The sequence below is a fragment of the Arthrobacter sp. MSA 4-2 genome (genome assembly GCF_016405885.1).
GTDB lineage: Bacteria > Actinomycetota > Actinomycetes > Actinomycetales > Micrococcaceae > Arthrobacter_D.
In genome coordinates this window covers 242,133-259,724 of sequence record NZ_JAEKGC010000003.1, presented here as the reverse complement: position 1 = coordinate 259,724, position 17,592 = coordinate 242,133, and the positions used below count along the sequence as shown (strand labels likewise).

Below are 17,592 nucleotides of genomic sequence, written 5' to 3'. Positions count from 1 at the left end.
TCAGGGAGAGGACGTTTCCATGATGATCCGGCCCGAGTCCGACGGCTCCGAAACCCCTGGGCGGCGCAGGTATCAGCGACCCTCGCCCACGGCACTGCGGAACCCCGAGTCCAACAAACTGCTGCGTGACCTTTCGGCGCGGCGTCACCAGGCGATGCAGAGCCTGACTAACCGGGCGCGGGCGAACCGCCGCACGCCCCCTCCGTCCACCTGAGACGGGCACGCGCCGGCTCCGCGGGAACTTCCCGGGAGCAGGCGGCGGACAGGAAGTCAGCGGGCAGGAGGGCGGCGCGGTGACCTCCGAGCATTCCCGGGCAGCCTCGCCGCCCGCCAGGGCCTGGCCGGACCCGCCGGCGCTTCCGCGCCCGCTCATTATGGACCAGTTCTGGGCCGACGCGGTCTTCCTGCATTGGAGGATCCCGGTGGCCGCCGCCGCGCGCTACATGCCACCGGGGGTGGAGCCCGATGAGATCGACGGCTCCACCTGGGTCGGCCTGATCGGCTTCCGCATGGTCGGCGCCGGGCTGGGGCAGGGGAGGCCTGTTCCCTACCTGGGGTCGTTCACCGAAATCAATGTCCGTCTGTATTCGCGGGGGCCCGACGGCGTGCGCGGCGTCGTCTTCGTCACCCTCGACGCGTCCCGCCTGGCCGTGGTGCTGGCCGCCAGGGCTTTCAGGATCAACTACGTGTGGTCACGCTGCCGCCCGACGGGGGAGAACGCCGGTGACGTGGGCGGGGAGCGGTTCGGCTACGACGTCCGGCGGTTCAGGGGCCGTGCATCCTCCTCATTTTCCGTGCGGCCCGACCGGACGGCCGCCGCGGCCGATCCCCTGTCCCTGGAGCTGACCGCCCGGTACGGGCTGCACACCGGGCTCGGCGGCCGCACGCTGTATGTCCCCAATACGCATAAACCCTGGCGCCTCTTCCCTGCCGAAGTGGTCCACCTCCAGGATTCCCTGGTGGCGGCGGCGGGCTTCGGGGTGTCGGGACCGCCCGAGTCCGTGCTCTTTTCGCCGGGGGTCCAGACCCAGTTCGGGAGGCCGGCAGTTGCGGCGCCGGGCCCGGAGGGGCGCCGGGTTTCCCGTACCGGAAAAACCCTTGACGCCGGATGGATGCCGGCGTAAGTTACAACCAAATGGTTGTAGATCAGACTGACGATGCCAGGCTGGACCGCCTCTTCCAGGCGTTCGCCGATGCCACCCGCCGCGATATCCTCGCCCGGGTCATCACGGGGGAGTACTCGGTGTCCGGACTGGCCGCCCACTACGCCATGAGTTTCGCCGCAGTACAAAAGCATGTCGCGGTAATGGAGCGTGCCTCCCTCGTCACGAAGGAGAAGCGCGGAAGGGAGCAGATCGTGCGGCCTGATCTTGAGGGTGTGCAAAAGGCTCGGCGGCTGCTCGAAGAGTACGAGCTGATCTGGCGGCAGCGTGTGGATCGGATCGCTGACATTCTCGCTGAGGAAAAGGAGTAGTCCCATGACATTCATCTCTTCGCACCAGGACCCGGAGGCCCTCAGCCTCACCTTCGTCGCCGAGTTCGATGCCAGCGTCGAACGGGTATGGCAGGTCTGGGAGGACCCGCGCCAGCTCGAACGCTGGTGGGGTCCGCCCACCTATCCCGCGACCTTCCAGCGGCATGAGTTTGTGCCCGGGGGGTCCGCCAGCTACTACATGACCAGTCCCGAGGGCGAGAAGTTCCACGGCTGGTGGAAGATCACGGCCATCGACGCACCCCGCCGCCTCGAGTACGACGACGGATTCGCCGACGAAAACGGTGTGCCGGACGACAAGATGGGGGCCACCCACAGCGTCATGACCCTCGAGACCGTCGAGGGCCGCACCCGGATGACCACGGTGACTGTTTTCGAGAGTGCCGAACAGCTCCAGCAGATGCTGGAGATGGGCATGGAGGAGGGGGTCCGGGAGGGGATGGGCCAGATCGACGCCCTGCTGGCCGAGCCCGCGCGCGCCTGAGCAGGGATCTCCCGGCCGGCCCCGGCCAGCCGGGAGACCGACGCGGGCCGCAGGTGCGGAAGCCTCAGGCCATCCCGGACGGACGGATGCTCAGCGTCTCGATGGTCGCCTCCCGGGAGGCATCGGCGGCGAGCCGCACGGCCTTGGCCACCTGGGCCGGCTGGATCCAGGCCTCGGGAGAGTACTCCTTGCCTTCGGCCCGGTGCAGTTCCTCCTGCATGTCGGTGGCCACCCGGCCCGGGTGGATCGAACTGACCCGCACCCCGTGCCGGCGCTCCTCCTCGCGGAGGGCGTCGGTGAAGGCGCGCAGGGCGAACTTGGTGCCGCTGTAGGCAGCCGATCCGGCCCCCGAGGTGTAGCCGGAGCCTGAATTGATGGCAATGACCTGGCCGCGCGACGCGCGCAGGGCCGGAAGGAGCCGCCGGGTCAGGCCGACCACGGCGAAGAGGTTGACCGCGAAGCTTTCCTGCCACGCGTCGTCGGACAGGTCCGCGATGGCGCCCACCCGCAGGACGCCTGCCGAGTGCACGAGCAGGTCGAGCCGCCCGATGCCCGCGCAGGCCCGCTCCACCTCCGCCGGATGCTGAAGGTCCGGGGCGAAGATGCCTGCGGAGGGAAGGCCGGCGGCCAGTTCCGTCAGGGCGCGGGAATCGCGCCCACCCAGCAGGAGGTGGTGGGTGGGGGCGAGTTCGGCGGCGATGGCACGACCAATGCCGCGGGAGGAACCCGTGACGAGGGCGACGGGGAGATCGGTCATGGAGCCACAATAACAATCCGGCGCCAACCTCCCGGGCGCTGGATCCTTCCTTCCGAGCCGGCGATACCATCATTGCACCTATTCCGCAACCTTAGATGGTGTGTAATGAAAAATCTCAAGAAGAAATCGTCCTCCGCGCTTGCAGTTCTTGCACTCGCGGCGGGGCTGGGGATCGCGGCTCCCGGGCCGGCGTCGGCTGCCTACTGCGGCATCACTTGGGGTTCACTGCCCAAGACGGCCGCTGCTCAACCGACGGCGCCGATCACCAACGTGCGTGCCGGCCGGCATGCGTGTTTTGACCGGATGGTGATCGACCTGCGCGGGGAGCGGGTCGGCTACGACGTCCGCTATGCCCGGAGCGTCCATGCGCCCGGGTCGGGTGCGCACGTACCGCTCCGCGGTGCGGCGGACCTCTCGATCCGCGTCAAGGCTCCCGCCTATGACGCGCGTGGGAATGCAACCTACCGGCCAATGAACCGCAGTGATGTGGTGAGCACGGCCGGGTACAGCACCTTCCGGCAGATCGCCTACGTGGGCAGCTTCGAAGGGCAGACCACCTTCGGGCTGGGCGTGCGCGCCCGGCTTCCCTACCGCGTGTTCACCCTCGACACGCCGGGGACCGGCTCACGGCTCGTGGTCGACGTGGCCCACCGGTGGTAGCGCCGGGTTGCGGCCGGGGGTGGTGATCCGCCTCCGGCCCCACCCGGGTGGCCCATCCGGACCGGGCATCCAACGGAGCCCGCAGCGGTGCCCGCACCCTGCGGGCTCCGTCATGTTTCCCGACCCGGCGGCGCCGGGTAAGTCCGTCCCAGTATCGTTGAAGCCTGCCGGCCGTGGGCCGGCGCTCCGCCTCTGGGAAGGAAGTACGTACGGATGGATGTTCCGTTTTTCGTCTGGGTCGTCACGGTCATCGGGATTGTGGGCCTGCTGGCCTTCGACTTCTTCTTCCATGTCCGCAAGGCACACACGCCGACCCTGCGGGAATCGGCGATCTGGTCCTCAATCTATGTGGGAATCGCCGTCCTTTTCGGGTTGGGCATCCTGGTGTTCGGCGGTCCCACCGCCGGCACCGAGTACTTCGCCGGCTACATCACCGAAAAAGCGCTGTCCGTGGACAACCTGTTCGTGTTCCTGATCATCATGTCGAGTTTCCGCGTGCCGCGGGCCGACCAGCAGAAGGTGCTGCTGTTCGGCATCGTCTTCTCCCTCATCGCCCGCACCGGCTTCATCTTTCTCGGGGCGGCGCTGATCAACTCGTTCGCCTGGGTGTTCTACATCTTCGGACTGATCCTGCTCCTCACCGCCGGGAACCTGCTGAAGCCCGGCGGGCACGACGACGACACCGAGCCGGCGATGGTGCGCCTGGCCCGCCGGTTCCTCCCGGCGTCGAACCACTACGACGGCGACAAGCTGTTCACCATCGAGAACGGCAAGCGGGTCCTGACCCCGATGCTGCTGGTCATGATCGCCATCGGCGGAACGGACATCCTGTTCGCGCTTGACTCCATCCCGGCGATCTTCGGGCTCACGCAGAACGTGTTCATCGTCTTCACCGCCACCGCGTTCTCCCTGATGGGCCTGCGCCAGCTGTTCTTCCTCATCGACGGGCTGCTTGACCGCCTGATCTACCTTTCCTACGGCCTGGCCGTGATCCTCGGGTTCATCGGCGTCAAGCTGATCCTGCACGCGCTGCACGAGAACAACCTCCCGTTCATCAACGACGGTGAGGAGGTGCCCGTGGTGGAGGTCAGCACCGGGGTGTCCCTCAGCGTCATCCTCGGAGTCCTCCTGATGACGGTCCTGGCCTCGGTCTACAGCCCCAAGGGCAAGGCGAAGAACGCCGTCTCCGGTGCCCGGCGCCATGCCACCGACTACCTCGACCTCAACTACGAGACCGACATCGTCGAGCGCGAACGGATCTACGCGAAGCTGTGCGCCGAGGAGGCGGACCTGAAGCGGCTTCCGGAGAAGTACAAGCGCCTGATCCGCAACGAGACCGAGTTCCTTGAGCTCATCGGCAGGGCGCATGCCGAGCACGACAAGGCCCTCGCCCGCGAGCCCGGCCGCTAGCGGTACCCGCCAGGCGGAGAGGGACGGCGCGCCGGTCCTCGATGCGCCTCCAACCGTTGCGGGCGGCCCGCCGGCCGGGCACCATCGGGACATGACCAAATACCTCATCTCCTTCCCGAGCGACGCCATGGTGGTCAGCGCCGAGGAATTCCCGATCGTCTCCGCCGAGTCCCACGCCCTGATCCAGGAGGCGAAGGATGCCGGAGTCTACGTCTTCGGCGGGGGAATCAACGAGCAGGTCGATGCCGTGCTGGTCTCCGCCGACGGCTCGGTGGGCACCGAACTCTATCCGGGCTCTCAGCTCACGGGCGGGTTCCTCGTGCTCGAACTGCCGACGCGCGGGGACGCGCTCGAGTGGGCTCGAAGGATCGCGGTGGTCTGCCGTTGCCCGCAGGAGCTCCGCGAGTTCGGGTATGACCCGGAGAGCTAGCCGGACGCCGCGATCGGAGGTATCCCGGGCCCGGCTCAGGCGGGGCGGACCCGGACCTGGCCGCCGTCGACCTCCCACCGGGTGTCGAGGCGGACGTTCTCCAGCAGCCTGCGGTCGTGTGAGACAAGGAGAAGGGCCCCGGAGTAGCCCTCGAGGGCCGATTCGAGCTGTTCGATGGCCGGAAGGTCAAGGTGGTTCGTCGGTTCGTCGAGGACCAGGAGGTTGACCCCGCGGGCCTGAAGCAGCGCCAGCCCCGCCCGGGTCCGTTCGCCGGGCGAGAGCGAGCCCACCCGGGCCCCGGTCTGGTCAGCCTTCAGCCCGAACTTCGCCAGGAGGGTACGAACCTCGGCCTGGCTCAGCTGCGGCATCAGGCGTTCGAACGCGTCCCCCAGGGGCGCCTCCTCGTCGAGCAGGCGGCGGGCCTGGTCGATCTCGCCCACGGCCACGCTGGCGCCCAGGGCCGCCGTGCCCTCCGCGGGGGCCTCGTGGCCGAGCAGGAGGCGCAGCAGGGTGGATTTCCCGGCGCCGTTGGGCCCGGTGATGCCGATGCGCTCACCGCCGTTGACCTGCAGGGACACTGGACCGAGCGTGAAGGCGCCTCGCCGGACGGTCGCCTGGTTCAGGGTCGCCGCGACCGAACTGGACCGCGGGGCGGCGCCGATGCTGAACTGGAGCTGCCACTCCTTGCGGGGTTCCTCCACCTCATCGAGGCGGGCGATGCGCGACTCCATCTGCCGGACCTTCTGGGCCTGCTTCTCGGAGGACTCCATGCTGGCCCGGCGGCGGATCTTGTCATTGTCGGGATTCTTCTTCATGGCGTTGCGCACCCCCTGGGAGCTCCACTCCCGCTGGGTCCGGGCCCGGGCCAGGAGGTCCGACTTCCTGTCGGCGAACTCCTCGTAGGCCTCCCGGGCGTGGCGCCGGGCCACCGCCCGCTCCTCGAGGAAGGCGTCGTACCCGCCGTCGTACACGGCCACCTGGTTCTGGGCCAGATCGAGCTCGACCACCGTGGTGACGCAGCGGGCCAGGAACTCCCGGTCATGGGAGACGAGCACCACGCCGCCGCGGAGGTTCTGGATGAACGACTCGAGGCGGGCGAGGCCGTCGAGGTCAAGGTCGTTGGTCGGCTCATCGAGCAGCACCAGGTCGAAGCGGCTGAGCAGCAGCGCCGCCAGGGCGACGCGGGCAAGCTGGCCGCCCGACAGGGAGGTCATCAGGGCATCCGGGGCCACACCCACCGCAAGGTCGGCCAGCACCGGCGGGATACGCTCCTCGAGGTCCGCGGCGCCGGAGGCCAGCCAGTGATCGAGCGCGGACGCATAGGTGTCCTCCGCCTGGCGGGTTCCCGATCCCAGCGCCTCCGCCGCCTGCTCCATGGCCGCCGTCGCGGCGGTCGCCCCGGTCCGGCGGGCCAGATAGGCCGCGACGGTCTCCCCGGTGATCCGCTCGTGCTCCTGGGGCAGCCAGCCGACGAACGCGTCCGCGGGGGCCGTGCGCACCGAACCGGCGGCGGGAGCGTCGGCGCCGGCCAACAGCCGCAGCAGCGTCGACTTGCCCGCGCCGTTCGCCCCGACCACCCCGACGACCTCCCCCGGGGACACCGTGAGGTCGAGGTCGGTGAACAGGACCCGGTGGCCGTGGCCGCCGGCGAGGGACTTGGCCACGAGTGTTGCAGTCATGGTTCCAGTCTAGGAGGCCCGGCGCCCTGGGCCCGCCGGTCCGGCGGGATGCCGCGCCCGGCTAGGATGGGCGGAACCCGATCACCCACGCCGCGGGAGGACCTATGAAGACCATCTACGCGCTCCATGAGAATCCGGACTGGTTTCCGCCCTTCGCCCGGGCGTTCGAGCAGGAGGGCGTCGAGGTGGTGGAGTGGGTGCTCACCGATGGAGTGCTCGACTTGGACGGCGTGCCGCCCGAGGGGATCTTCTGGTCCCGGATCAGCGCCTCGGCCCACACCCGCGGTCACGGCCTGTCGAAGGATTACGCCCGCGCGGTGCTGTCCTGGCTCGAGGCCTCCGGCCGCCGGACGGTCAACGGGCGGCGGGTGCTGGAGCTGGAGATGAGCAAGGTGGACCAGCTCACGGCGCTTCGGGCCGCCGGGATCGACACGCCCCGCACGGTGGCGGCCATCGGACGGCAGCGCATCCTCGAAGCGGCGGAGGCCTTCGAGGCGCCGTTCATCCTCAAACACAACCAGGGCGGCAAGGGCCTGGGGGTGCGGAAGTTCGACTCCCACACGGAACTGGCCGACTACGTCGCGTCCCCGGGCTTCGAGGAGCCCCAAGACGGAATCACCCTGGTGCAGGAATACCTGCAGGCCGCCGAGCCCTTCATCACCCGCGTCGAACTCGTCGGCGGGCGCTTCATCTATGCGATCAAGGCCGACACCGCGCGCGGCGGGTTCCAGCTCTGCCCCGCCGATGCCTGCGCCATCGACCCGGCGACGGGCCGGCCGGTTCTGCCGCCGGGGGCCACCATTGCGCCGGAACCCGGCCAGCAGCTGTTCTCCCTAAGGGAGGGGTTCGACTCCCCGATCATCACCGCGTACTCCGACTTCGCCCGGCGGAACCACCTTGAGGTGTGCGGCATCGAGTTCATCGAGACTGTCGACGGGAGGGTGGTGACCTACGACGTCAACACGAACACCAACTACAACGCCGTGGTGGAGGCCGGGGCGCCGCTGTCGGCTCCGCGGGAACTCGTCCGCTACCTCGCCCGGCTCGCCGACCCGGACAGGCAGCCGGCACCGGCCTAGGATTAAGGCACGCACCCGGAGGAGGGACACCGATGGCAGGAGACAAGGGAAAACGCAGGGTCACGAAGGACGAGCTGCCCAGCACGCTGCAGCGCTCGGGCGGCGCCGCCCAGGCCACCTTCGCCCGGACGCTGGAGTCAGCCGAGGAGCAGTACGGCGACGGTGAGCGGGCGCACCGCACCGCGTTCGCGGCGCTGAAGCACACCCACGAGAAAGTGGGCGATCACTGGGAGCCGAAGGAGAAGAACGGCCCCTCCGATGCCCGGGCCGAAGGCGGTGCCGACTCCTCCCGCGATACGGCCGGCGGGGTCGATGCGAACGCGTCCAAGGCCCACCTCTACGACCTGGCGAAGCGGCTCGACGTGCCGGGCCGGTCCACAATGACGAAGGACGAACTCGTCGACGCGCTGCAGAAGGCCAACGACGCCTCCACCCGCAGGGCCCGGAAGTCCGAGGCGCGCTGACGGCGCACTGACTGGCCGCCGCGCCGCCCGCTACAGCCCGTAATAGTCGCCCAGCAGGCGTTCCTCTTCGGCGGAAAGCTCCTTGTCGCCGGCCACCTCGGGGGCGTCGCTGATTCTGTCCCGGGTCCACCCGAGGTGGAGGTCGCCCCCCTCGAACCGCGAGCCGGCCAGCGGAACGAAGTGCTCCCGGGTGTTCAGCAGGCCCAGCGAGACGGTGACCCAGCCCGGCGCTCCCGAGGACTTCCCAAGGTGGACCTCATTGACGGCACCGAGTTTGGTGCCCTCGCTGTCCCACGCCGTCGCGTCCTGCAGTTCGTTGATATCAAGCTGGGCCATGGCTGCTCCGTTCGTTTTTACCATTTCAGCCCAGATCGCCGGGATGGGCAATGGCCCGTCCCGGCGCCCTCCGGCGGCTATCCGGCGTTGTCCACCGCATCGCCCAGCAGCGGGAGGAACTCCTCCAGGGCCCAGGGCAGGCTCAGTGGGCTGGCCGCCGAGATGGACAGGGTGAGGGTGTTGTCGCTGTCGGCCACGAGCGCACCCGACTTGACGGCGGGAATCTGGCCGAGCAGCGGGTCGGTGGCAATGGCGTCCTTCGTGGTTTCGTCAGGCACCCAGGTGACGAAGACATCCGATTCCAGTTCGTTGGCCCGCTCGGCGGACCAGGGGATGAAGAATTCATCGGACCCCTCCGCGGCACTGCTGATGACCTCGGCCTCCTTCATGCCCAGCGAGGACAGGAACCTGGGGCGGTTGTCGTTTGCGGTGTAGAGGCTGACCGGCTCCGCTCCGGCGGGGTCGAGGGTGCCGTAGATGAAGCTTTTCCCCTCAAGCTGGGGGTAGTCGGCTGCGGCATCCTCGATGGCCTTCTCGGTGTCGGCGACAAGGTCCTCGGCCTGCTCAGAGAGGCCCAGTGCCTCTCCCACGAGGCGGGTCGAGTCCTGCCACGCCGTGCCATAGGCAGTCTCGGGGTAGGCAACGACCGGGGCGATGTCGCTCAGCGTGTCGTAGTCCTCCTGCGACAGCCCGGAGTAGGCGGCGAGGATGACGTCCGGGTCGGTGGCCGCGATGTCATCGAAGGGCAGGCCGTCGGTCTCCGAGTACTGGACGGGGGCGTCCTCGCTGCCGATCGAAGCTCCGAGCTCCTCCAGCTTCGCGTCCTTCCACGGGGTCGAACCCTTATCGTTCCCGCCGTAGGTGTCGGTGGGCATCCCCACCGGAACGACTCCAAGGGCGAGGGAGACATCGGCGTTCACCCAGGAGACCGTCGCCACCCGCTCGGGCTTTTCCTCAAGGACGGTCTCGCCCAGGGCATGCTCGATGGTGACAGGGAAGGCATCCGCCGCCCCTGCCTCATTCCCGCCGGATCCGGCCGACTCTCCCGAGGCGGGGCCGGTGGAGCAGGCCGAAACGGACAGGACGGCAGCGGCCGCCAGGAGGGCGCGCGTGCGGAGGGGGGCCATGGGGCTCCTTGACTTCTGGGTGACCCTTCGGGGTCTTTCGATCAGGACAGAAGTAAGGGTAGCCTAAGCTTAGGCCGCTTAAGAAAAGCCCCCCGGGGCTGGGGCTCCGTCGGGGCCGCGCCGCGGGGTGCGGTCAGAAGAAATTGGCGATATAACCGACGAAAAACAGCAGGAACAGCAGGACGATGACTCCGGTGACGGCAAGCCAGGCGCGCGAGAAACCCTTGGAGGGCCCGGCCTCGCCGTGGCCCTGTTGCGCGGCGGTGCTCGCCTCGCCGGGGGGAGTCTCCCCCGGGGGTACTCCGCCCCCGGGCTCCAGCCCGGTGATGTTGTCGTCCTTCGGGTCGGGATTCGCTGCGGACATCTTTTTCCTCCGGTTTGACCAGCGGATGGTGGGCATCCTTAGCCTACCCCGATAAAGATAAGTCTGCTTAGGATTTCAGCCGGCGGGCTGCGCCGGTTCCTCCACGCGATCCTTCTGCGCCTCCCGCTTCGGTGTCCACGACATGGTGATATTGACGCCGTCGTGCGTTTCCTTGACGAAAAGGTGGAGGTCCTCGCCCAGGAGGGCTTCGTGCTCGAAGTCGTCCCCGGCCTCCCGTGCCATATCGCCCAGGCGGCAGATGGCGACGGCCATGGCGCGGCCCCAGTCCTGGGGGTGCTTGCTTGTCGATTCCTCGGTGGCTGTGAATTTTCTGCCGGTCGTGTTCATGTCTCTCCCTGATCCGGAGGCGGAGAACGGGCTTTCCCTCAGATGGAAAGCGTTTCCATTTTATCAGCGGGTCCGTCCGGGCGTCAGGAAACCGTCCGGTTGCGAAAAGTCCAGGTGTCAGGACCGCAGCGCTGCGCGGGCGGCCTGGCCAATCACGGCGCTGTAGGTGGGGTAGGCGAACTTCACCCGCGCGAGGGTTGCGAGGTCGGTGCCGGCAGCCATCGCCGCGGCCACCGCCTGGATGACCTCCACGGCGTTCTCCCCGACGGAGTGGGCGCCGAGGATAAGCTCCCGGTGCCGGTCGGTCACCAGCTTGAGGAAGCCCTGTTCGCGGTCGTCGATGATGGGGCGTTCCACCGCCGCATAGGGCAGCACGACGGCGTGGCACTGGGAGTCGCGGGCCCGGGCCTGGGCCTCGGTGAGGCCGACGCCCGCATAGTCGGGGTCGGTAAATCCGCCCTCGGGAAGCAGGTGGTGGGGAGTGGTGCGGTTGGCCCCCAGCACCGCGTTCTCTGCGGCGGTCTCGCCCTCGAACACGGCCGCCTGCACGAGCATGCTTGAACCGTTGGCATCACCGGCAACAAAGATGTGCGGCACGTTCGAGCGGAGGTAGTCGTCGACCGGCACGGCGGTGCGGGTCGACTCGACGCAGGCGGCCTCGAGGTTCAGCCCGTCGAGGTTCGCCGGCCACCCCGCAGCCATCACCACGGACTTCACGGTGATTTCGTCGGGCTGCCCGCCGGTGCGCCAGGACAGCCGCAGCGCACCGTCCGAGGGTCGAATCGCATCGATCCCGGTGATGCCGGTTTCCACCCGGACGCCCCGTGAGCTGAAACCCTCCGTGACGGCCGCCGAGACGTCGGCGTCCTCGGTCATCAGGATCCGCGGGGCGACATCGAGGAGCAGCACCTGCGAGCCAAGGGCATTGAAAATTGTGGTGAGCTGGGCACCGGTATGGCCCCCGCCGATCACCGCGACCGACGCCGGAAGCTCCGGCATTGAAAGCACCTCATGGGGCAGGACCGCAGCCTCGGCCCCCGGGATCGGAAGGCGCCGCGCACTGCCCCCGATGCACAGGATGATCGACCGGGCGCTGACCAATCGGTCTCCGACGGCCACCGTGTGTTCGCCGGTGAAGGAGGCGTCCCCCGCAATCAGGTCGATGCCGAGCCGGTCGATGAGCGCGGGGTACCCCTTGGCGGCGAGGACCCGCTCGACGGTGGAGCGGACCCGGTCGACGGTGGTGGGCCAGTCAACCTGCGGCTGCGCGACGACGATGCCGTAGTCGTGGGCAGTGCGGACCTCACGGAACAGCCGTGCGGTCTTGGCCAGGACGCGGGTGGGAACGCAGCCGGAATTAACGCAGGTTCCGCCCAGGGCCGAGCGCTCAACCACCGCCGTGCGCGCCCCCAGCTCGGCGGCGCGCACGGCGGCGGCCATTCCCGCCGGCCCCGCCCCGATGACGAGCACGTCGTAGGTGTAGTCCATGAGGCGCTCCCTGGGGTGGACGGCAGATGTTCCGCCATCCTGTCGTGAATTCCCCCGCACCTCAAGGCCATGACTCCCGCGGCCGCCGGGAGTACGCTCGTTGTGTGAGCACCCCTACGACGGCAGAACCGATCGTCCGGCACTCCGCGCTGAACCTGGTTCCGGCCACCGCAGCCGTCCTGTCGGGGTTCCTCCTCTTTGCCCTCGAGTACCGGGTAGCGGGCTATCTCCTGCTGGCCGCCGCGGTCGTTGCTGCCGCCCTGATCAGCCGCCCCCTGCTCAAGGACGTCGGGCTCGCGGCCCTGGGTATCACCATCATCAGCACCGTCCCGATCACCACGGACATCAGCATCGGCCACATGACCGTCATGGGGACGGCGATGGTCCTTGCCGTCGGGCTGCCCTACGCCGTCTCCCGGTGGGTCTTCCGGGACCACGCCATCCGTTTCCCCGTCCTGACCGGCTCGAAGTGGTCCCGGACCGAACGGTGGTACCTTGCCGCCGTCGTCGTGATCGGGTACCTGATCCTGCCCGTGTACATGATCCCGACCGGGGTGTACCGGAACTGGCCGGCGGCCAGCGACGGCGCGGACATCTTCAAACTGTTCCTGGGCACCAACGTCCTGGGAATCTGGGACGAACTGTTCTTCATCTGCACGGTGTTCACGCTGCTGCGCCGGCACCTGCCGGAATGGCAGGCCAACCTGCTGCAGGCGGTGGTGTTCACCTCCTTCCTGTGGGACCTCGGATTCCACGCCTGGGGCCCCTTCCTGATCTACCCCTTCGCCGTGATCCAGGGCTGGATCTTCGCGCGCACCAAGTCCCTCTCCTACATCGTCAGCGTCCACCTTCTCTTCGATTTCGTGCTGTTCCTGGTGCTGCTCCACGCCCACAACCGCTGGTTGTTCCCGATCTTCCTGTACTGACTGCCGTGAGCCGTTAGGCTGGATGCCACTGGTTCGCAGCGGCGCGCCGGGCCGCCGGCCCGGGCGGCCCGCCGGCGACAGGATTCTGGAGGACAGGGTGCGGGAAGGGCAGTTCACAGGGCCCGTGCAACGGATGGCGGCGCTGCCTCCGGCGGTCCTCCATGTGCTCTTCGCCGCAGCCCTGGTCACGGCCGTCTACATCGGCAGGGGCACGCAGCTCGAAACCAGCGGCTACGCCCTGGCCTGGCCGGCGGCCGGGGCCGGTTTCCTCTGGGTGCTGTGGGCCTGGCCCCGCCGCGTCGGCGTGGCGGCGGCACTGACGGGCATCTTCGTCCTCACCTCCCTGCTCAACGGGTTCACCGGGCTGGATCCGGAAACCGCCCTCATCACCGGCTTCGGCAACCCGGTGCAGGCGCTCGCCGCCGTGTTCCTCTTCACCCGGTTCGTTCCCACGCGGACCCAGCAGAGCGTGGGGGAGTATCTGGGCCTGGCCGCGGCGGCGGTGATCGCCTCGGTGATCGGCGGCGCCGTCATCGCGGCGGGCGCCTATGCGGCGGGTTCGGGCCTCACCGTTCTCCAGGGCTTTTCACCCTGGGTGGTCCGCAACGCCGTCTCACTCGTCGCCATCGGAAGCGTCGCGCTCGTAGCCACCCGGACCGTGCCCGGCCCGTCGCCGGCCCGGCCCTCGGCCGTGCGGTGGATCGAATACGTGGCCCTGGCCGGGGCCACCGCGCTGCTCTACATCGTCAGTTTCATGCCGTCGAATCCGTTGCCGATCGCCTTCGTCACCCTTCCGGCGAATATCTGGGCCGGGCTGCGCCTGACCACCGGCTGGGCGATGGCGCACGGCCTGGCCAGCGGAACCCTGCTGGTCTGGCTGACGATCTCCGGCAACGGTCCCTTCGCCAGCCTTCCGGCTGATGCCGCGGCCTACGTGGCCCAGGCGTTCACCTTCGTCGCGTTCTCGGTCTCGGCGGTCCTGGCCCTCAACGGCGAGGAGCGGCTGCGCCTCATCGCCAGCCTGTCCGAGGCCCACCGGGAAGCCCAGGCCGCGACCCAGCTCCGCGACGTCGTGATCGAGAAGATGTACGACGGCGTCATCGCCGTCGACGCCGCCGGCGCGGTGCTGGTGCACAACACGGCCGGGGCCCGCTGGGTGGGGGAGACCCGGCTGCGCTCGGACGTGCCCTGGACCGCGCGCTATGACTTCCGGACGACGGCCGGTGTGCCTCTGGCAGAGGAGGAGCTCCCGCTGAACCGTGCCCTCGCGGGGGAGACCGTGGAGCGGGAGAGTATGGACCTTCACCTGCCCGACGGAGAGGTGCTCCACCTCTCCGTCGACGCCGTGCCGCTGCCGGCCGGTCAGGGCGCGGTCATCGTCTTCCACAATGTCACGGTGGAGCGGCGGCACCAGCAGGACCTTGCCCGTTTCGCCTCGGTGGTGGCCCACGACCTGCTCACTCCGCTGACTGTCTTCGACGGATGGCTCGAAATCCTCCAGGACGAGGATCTCACCGAGGAGGAACGCGCAAGCATCGTCCGGCGCCTGAGCCGGGCCAGCCTGCGCATGAGCAACCAGATCCGCGCGCTGCTCGACTACAGCCTCGCGAAGGCGGACAAGCTCACCCCCACACCCGTCGACGTGAACGCCGTCGTCTCGGCAATCGTCGACCTGCGCGCGGCCCTGCCCGCGGAATCGGACGCACCGCCCGTCGACTTCCGCCTCGACCTGCGCAGCGACGTCTACGCCGACCAGCGGCTGTTCACCCAACTGATGGAAAACCTGATCGGCAACGCCGTGAAGTACGGGCCCGCCGACGGAACCGCCGTCGTGGCGGTGACCTCCGAGAAAGACCCGGACACCGGCTGGACGCGGCTCAGCGTCGCGGACAATGGAATCGGGGTGCCTGCCGCGGATCGCGAGCGCATCTTCACCGAGTTCCACCGGTCCGCCAACGGCGCGTCCCGCGCCCCTGGCACCGGGCTCGGGCTCGCGATCTGCCGCAGGATCGTCGAAAGCCACGGCGGGGAAATCCGGGTCGAATGCCCGCCCACCGGCGGCGCCGTTTTCATTGCCACCCTCCCTGCCTCCCCGGAGCAGCTGCCCGCCGGCATCGGGGCCGAGGCCGCCGGCTCGCGGGTCCCGGCCGGGGGTGCCTCCTAGCGGTCCTCCGGAGACCGGCCGTTCCGCGGATAGAGTGCGGGCGAGCCGGAGTGGCCCCCGCCGCCCCGCAACCCGGCAAGGATGGCCGCCATCGCTTCAATCGAGGAGTGCTCGGGCCTCCAACCGAGCACCGCAGCGGCCCGGTCGGTGTTCATCACCGGCGACTGCGTCGCCATGTCGACCCAGCCCGGGTCCGTCCGCTGCACGCCGAGGGACCAGCTCGCCCCCACGGCGGCCCGCAGCAGGGCCACCGGCACGTTCAGGACGCGGCGGGCGCCGAGGAGTCCCCCGACGCGGGCTGGAGTGAGCTCGGGCTCGGCCGCGATGTTGAACGCGCCCGAGGCCCGCCGGTCGACGACGCGCCAGTAGGCGTCGGCGACGTCGTCGGCATGGACGGCCTGGAACACCATCCGGTCCGGAATGGGCACCAGGGGCGGGGCCACCCGGCCGAGGAACACCTTCGGAATGAGCGGACCGAGGAAGTACCGGCCGACCTCGCTGCCGGCCCCTGTCTGGAAGATCAGGCCCGGCCGCAGCCGGGCCACGGGGATCTCCGGATAGTCGAGTTCGAAGCGGTCAAGCAGCCTCTCCTGCTCCGCCTTGTGCCGGCTGTAGTGGGAGGTGGTGATTCCTCCGGTGGGCCAGGACTCGTCCCTGCGGACGGACTTGTCGGAGGGGGAGTAGGCCCCGACCGAGGAGGCGCAGACAAACTGCCTCACGCCGGCCTCCCCGGCGGCCCTTAGCGCGTTCTCGGTGCCGAGTACATTGGTCCGGTGCATTGCGGCTTCGTTCCGGTTTGGCTGGATGGCCCACGCGAGGTGGATGACGGCGTCGACTCCGGCCAGCGCGCCGGGGAGCCCGCGGCGGCCCTCTTCGGTGCCCACATCGAGGGTCTGCCACTCCACCCCGCTGTAGGGCGGGGCCGATTCGTCGGGGCGCCGCCGGGCGATTCCGACGATCGAGAGGGGCCCGGCATCCCCCGCCGCCGCGCGGTCCGCGGCCGCCCGGTGGAGCCGTCGAAGCACGGCGGTCCCGACATTTCCGGTGGCTCCAATGACGGCAATACGCATGGGGACCGCTCCTTCTCGTCGCTTTGTTACACCGTAGTGGCTGTTCATCCAACTGGACTAGTAAGTAAGCTTATGGTGCAGTGGGGCGGGGAACAGTGCAGCGGCAATCCGTACGTCTGCAGATCGACACGTAGGTGGAGGTACCAGTGAACAGCAAGAACGCATCGCAGGCGGACACTCAGGAGGAGGCGACCCGCCTGAAGGCGCAGAATGCCCCTGATCCTGACGATTCGCGCAAGCCCGACGACCCCACGGAGCTCGCCAAGCCGGCCTGGGGCTACATTTTCAAGCGCACCGTCAGCGAGTTCGGCAAGGACCAGTGCACCGACCTGGCCGCCGCCCTCACCTATTACGCCGTGCTCTCGATCTTCCCGGCCATTCTCGCGCTGGTCTCCCTGCTGGGCGTCTTCGGCCAGGCTGAGGCGACGACGACACAGGTCCTGGGCCTCGTCGAGCGCTTCGCGCCAGGAGATGCGGTGGACACCATTGAGCCGGTCATCACCCAGCTTGCCTCCTCCAGCGCCGCCGGGTTGACGCTCGTCATCGGTATCCTCGGCGCCATCTGGTCGGCCTCCGGCTACGTCGGGGCCTTCGCCCGCGCCATGAACCGCGTGTACGAAGTGCAGGAGGGCAGGCCCTTTTGGAAGCTGCGGCCGACCATGCTCGCCATCACCGTCACGGTGCTGATCCTCATCGTGCTGCTGGCCCTGATGCTGGTGCTCTCGGGCCCCGTCGCGGAGGCCGTCGGTGACACCATCGGCCTCGGCTCCACGGCCGTGACCGTCTGGAACATCGCCAAGTGGCCCGTCATGGTGGCCTTCGCCGTGATGATGATCGCCGTGCTCTACTACGGTGCCCCCAATGTGAAGCAGCCCAAGTTCCGCTGGATGAGCATGGGGGCCTTCATCGCCCTGCTCGTCCTGGCCCTGACCACCCTGGGCTTCTCGTTCTACGTCGCAAACTTCGGCAACTACAACAAGACCTACGGCGCCATCGCCGGCGTGATCGTGCTGCTGCTGTGGCTCTGGATCGCCAACCTGTCGCTGCTGTTCGGTGCCGAGTTCGACGCCGAGGTGGAGCGGGGACGCCAGCTCCAGGCCGGCATCGAGGCGGAGGACACCATCCAGCTGCCGCCGCGCGACACCAAGGCCACCGAGAAGAAGGAAGAGAAGACGCTGAAGCTGGTCAATGACGGGCGGGAACTCCGCGACAAGTACGGCCGCGAATCCGCCCACCGGTAACCCCGGACCACCGGACGCCTGGAGGGGATTAGGGCACGGCACCGTTTCCTAATCCCCTCCGGCGTAGGTTAGC

At 68.8% G+C, this 17,592-nt stretch carries 19 protein-coding genes; 11 read left to right on the top strand and 8 right to left on the bottom strand.

All coding sequences use genetic code 11. The annotated features are described in order from the left end of the window. Positions 1–374 precede the first annotated feature (374 nt). From I6N91_RS04805 to I6N91_RS04795, 3 genes are read left to right on the top strand one after another with little or no spacing between them, the layout of a single operon-like run. Positions 375–1,124, top strand: coding sequence for a DUF2071 domain-containing protein (locus tag I6N91_RS04805; RefSeq protein WP_198811302.1), 750 nt, complete (start codon positions 375–377; stop codon positions 1,122–1,124). 11 nt (positions 1,125–1,135) lie between these two features. Beyond that, a complete protein-coding gene (locus I6N91_RS04800) occupies positions 1,136–1,474 on the top strand; it encodes a helix-turn-helix transcriptional regulator (protein ID WP_198811123.1) in 339 nt (112 codons plus the stop codon). 4 nt (positions 1,475–1,478) lie between these two features. After that, a complete protein-coding gene (locus I6N91_RS04795; protein ID WP_198811121.1) occupies positions 1,479–1,976 on the top strand; it encodes an SRPBCC domain-containing protein in 498 nt (165 codons plus the stop codon). A gap of 64 nt (positions 1,977–2,040) precedes the next feature. Here I6N91_RS04795 and I6N91_RS04790 read toward each other — a convergent pair whose 3' ends face one another. After that, positions 2,041–2,733, bottom strand: coding sequence for an SDR family oxidoreductase (locus tag I6N91_RS04790; RefSeq protein ID WP_198811119.1), 693 nt, complete (start codon positions 2,731–2,733; stop codon positions 2,041–2,043). Between the two features lie 105 nt (positions 2,734–2,838). On the opposite strand from I6N91_RS04790, the gene I6N91_RS04785 reads away from it, so the two are divergent. The 3 genes from I6N91_RS04785 (at position 2,839) to I6N91_RS04775 (ending at position 5,233) form a co-directional block, all read left to right on the top strand. After that, complete coding sequence (locus tag I6N91_RS04785) at positions 2,839–3,393, top strand: hypothetical protein (protein ID WP_198811117.1); 555 nt, start codon at positions 2,839–2,841, stop codon at positions 3,391–3,393. 213 nt (positions 3,394–3,606) lie between these two features. Beyond that, positions 3,607–4,803 (top strand): TerC family protein, encoded by a 1,197-nt coding sequence (locus I6N91_RS04780; RefSeq protein ID WP_198811115.1) that lies wholly within the window; start codon positions 3,607–3,609, stop codon positions 4,801–4,803. Positions 4,804–4,894: 91 nt separating this feature from the next. Continuing rightward, positions 4,895–5,233: a transcription initiation protein gene (locus I6N91_RS04775; RefSeq protein ID WP_198811114.1), complete on the top strand. Its 339-nt coding sequence runs from the start codon at positions 4,895–4,897 to the stop codon at positions 5,231–5,233. A 35-nt stretch (positions 5,234–5,268) separates the two neighbouring features. Here I6N91_RS04775 and I6N91_RS04770 read toward each other — a convergent pair whose 3' ends face one another. Then, complete coding sequence (locus tag I6N91_RS04770; RefSeq protein WP_198811112.1) at positions 5,269–6,912, bottom strand: ABC-F family ATP-binding cassette domain-containing protein; 1,644 nt, start codon at positions 6,910–6,912, stop codon at positions 5,269–5,271. Between the two features lie 104 nt (positions 6,913–7,016). Here I6N91_RS04770 and I6N91_RS04765 point away from each other — a divergent pair, with 104 nt between their 5' ends. Both I6N91_RS04765 and I6N91_RS04760 read left to right on the top strand, forming a co-directional pair. Beyond that, positions 7,017–7,991 (top strand): alpha-L-glutamate ligase, encoded by a 975-nt coding sequence (locus I6N91_RS04765; protein ID WP_198811110.1) that lies wholly within the window; start codon positions 7,017–7,019, stop codon positions 7,989–7,991. A gap of 32 nt (positions 7,992–8,023) precedes the next feature. After that, positions 8,024–8,455, top strand: coding sequence for a ChaB family protein (locus tag I6N91_RS04760; protein ID WP_198811108.1), 432 nt, complete (start codon positions 8,024–8,026; stop codon positions 8,453–8,455). 30 nt (positions 8,456–8,485) lie between these two features. On the opposite strand, the gene I6N91_RS04755 is transcribed toward I6N91_RS04760, so the two are convergent. From I6N91_RS04755 to I6N91_RS04735, 5 genes are all read right to left on the bottom strand, one after another. Then, positions 8,486–8,791, bottom strand: coding sequence for a PRC-barrel domain containing protein (locus I6N91_RS04755; RefSeq protein WP_198811106.1), 306 nt, complete (start codon positions 8,789–8,791; stop codon positions 8,486–8,488). A gap of 77 nt (positions 8,792–8,868) precedes the next feature. Beyond that, the gene (locus I6N91_RS04750) at positions 8,869–9,918 is read right to left on the bottom strand and encodes an iron-siderophore ABC transporter substrate-binding protein (protein WP_198811104.1); all 1,050 of its coding nucleotides are present in this window, start codon (positions 9,916–9,918) and stop codon (positions 8,869–8,871) included. Positions 9,919–10,051: 133 nt separating this feature from the next. Beyond that, positions 10,052–10,282, bottom strand: coding sequence for a DUF6480 family protein (locus tag I6N91_RS04745; RefSeq protein ID WP_198811102.1), 231 nt, complete (start codon positions 10,280–10,282; stop codon positions 10,052–10,054). Between the two features lie 75 nt (positions 10,283–10,357). Further along, positions 10,358–10,630 (bottom strand): hypothetical protein, encoded by a 273-nt coding sequence (locus tag I6N91_RS04740; RefSeq protein WP_198811100.1) that lies wholly within the window; start codon positions 10,628–10,630, stop codon positions 10,358–10,360. Positions 10,631–10,747: 117 nt separating this feature from the next. Beyond that, the gene (locus I6N91_RS04735) at positions 10,748–12,118 is read right to left on the bottom strand and encodes an NAD(P)/FAD-dependent oxidoreductase (protein WP_198811098.1); all 1,371 of its coding nucleotides are present in this window, start codon (positions 12,116–12,118) and stop codon (positions 10,748–10,750) included. A 104-nt stretch (positions 12,119–12,222) separates the two neighbouring features. Here I6N91_RS04735 and I6N91_RS04730 point away from each other — a divergent pair, with 104 nt between their 5' ends. After that, the gene (locus I6N91_RS04730) at positions 12,223–13,044 is read left to right on the top strand and encodes a CPBP family intramembrane glutamic endopeptidase (RefSeq protein ID WP_307843237.1); all 822 of its coding nucleotides are present in this window, start codon (positions 12,223–12,225) and stop codon (positions 13,042–13,044) included. A gap of 133 nt (positions 13,045–13,177) precedes the next feature. After that, on the top strand, positions 13,178–15,208 hold the full coding sequence (locus tag I6N91_RS04725) for an ATP-binding protein (protein ID WP_233091509.1): 2,031 nt from the start codon (positions 13,178–13,180) through the stop codon (positions 15,206–15,208). Here the strand turns inward: I6N91_RS04725 and I6N91_RS04720 are convergent. Beyond that, positions 15,205–16,278: an NAD-dependent epimerase/dehydratase family protein gene (locus I6N91_RS04720; RefSeq protein WP_198811095.1), complete on the bottom strand. Its 1,074-nt coding sequence runs from the start codon at positions 16,276–16,278 to the stop codon at positions 15,205–15,207. The two genes, I6N91_RS04725 and I6N91_RS04720, sit on opposite strands and share 4 nt — an antisense overlap. 146 nt (positions 16,279–16,424) lie before the next feature. Here I6N91_RS04720 and I6N91_RS04715 point away from each other — a divergent pair, with 146 nt between their 5' ends. Next, complete coding sequence (locus I6N91_RS04715; RefSeq protein ID WP_198811093.1) at positions 16,425–17,519, top strand: YihY/virulence factor BrkB family protein; 1,095 nt, start codon at positions 16,425–16,427, stop codon at positions 17,517–17,519. Positions 17,520–17,592 lie beyond the last annotated feature (73 nt).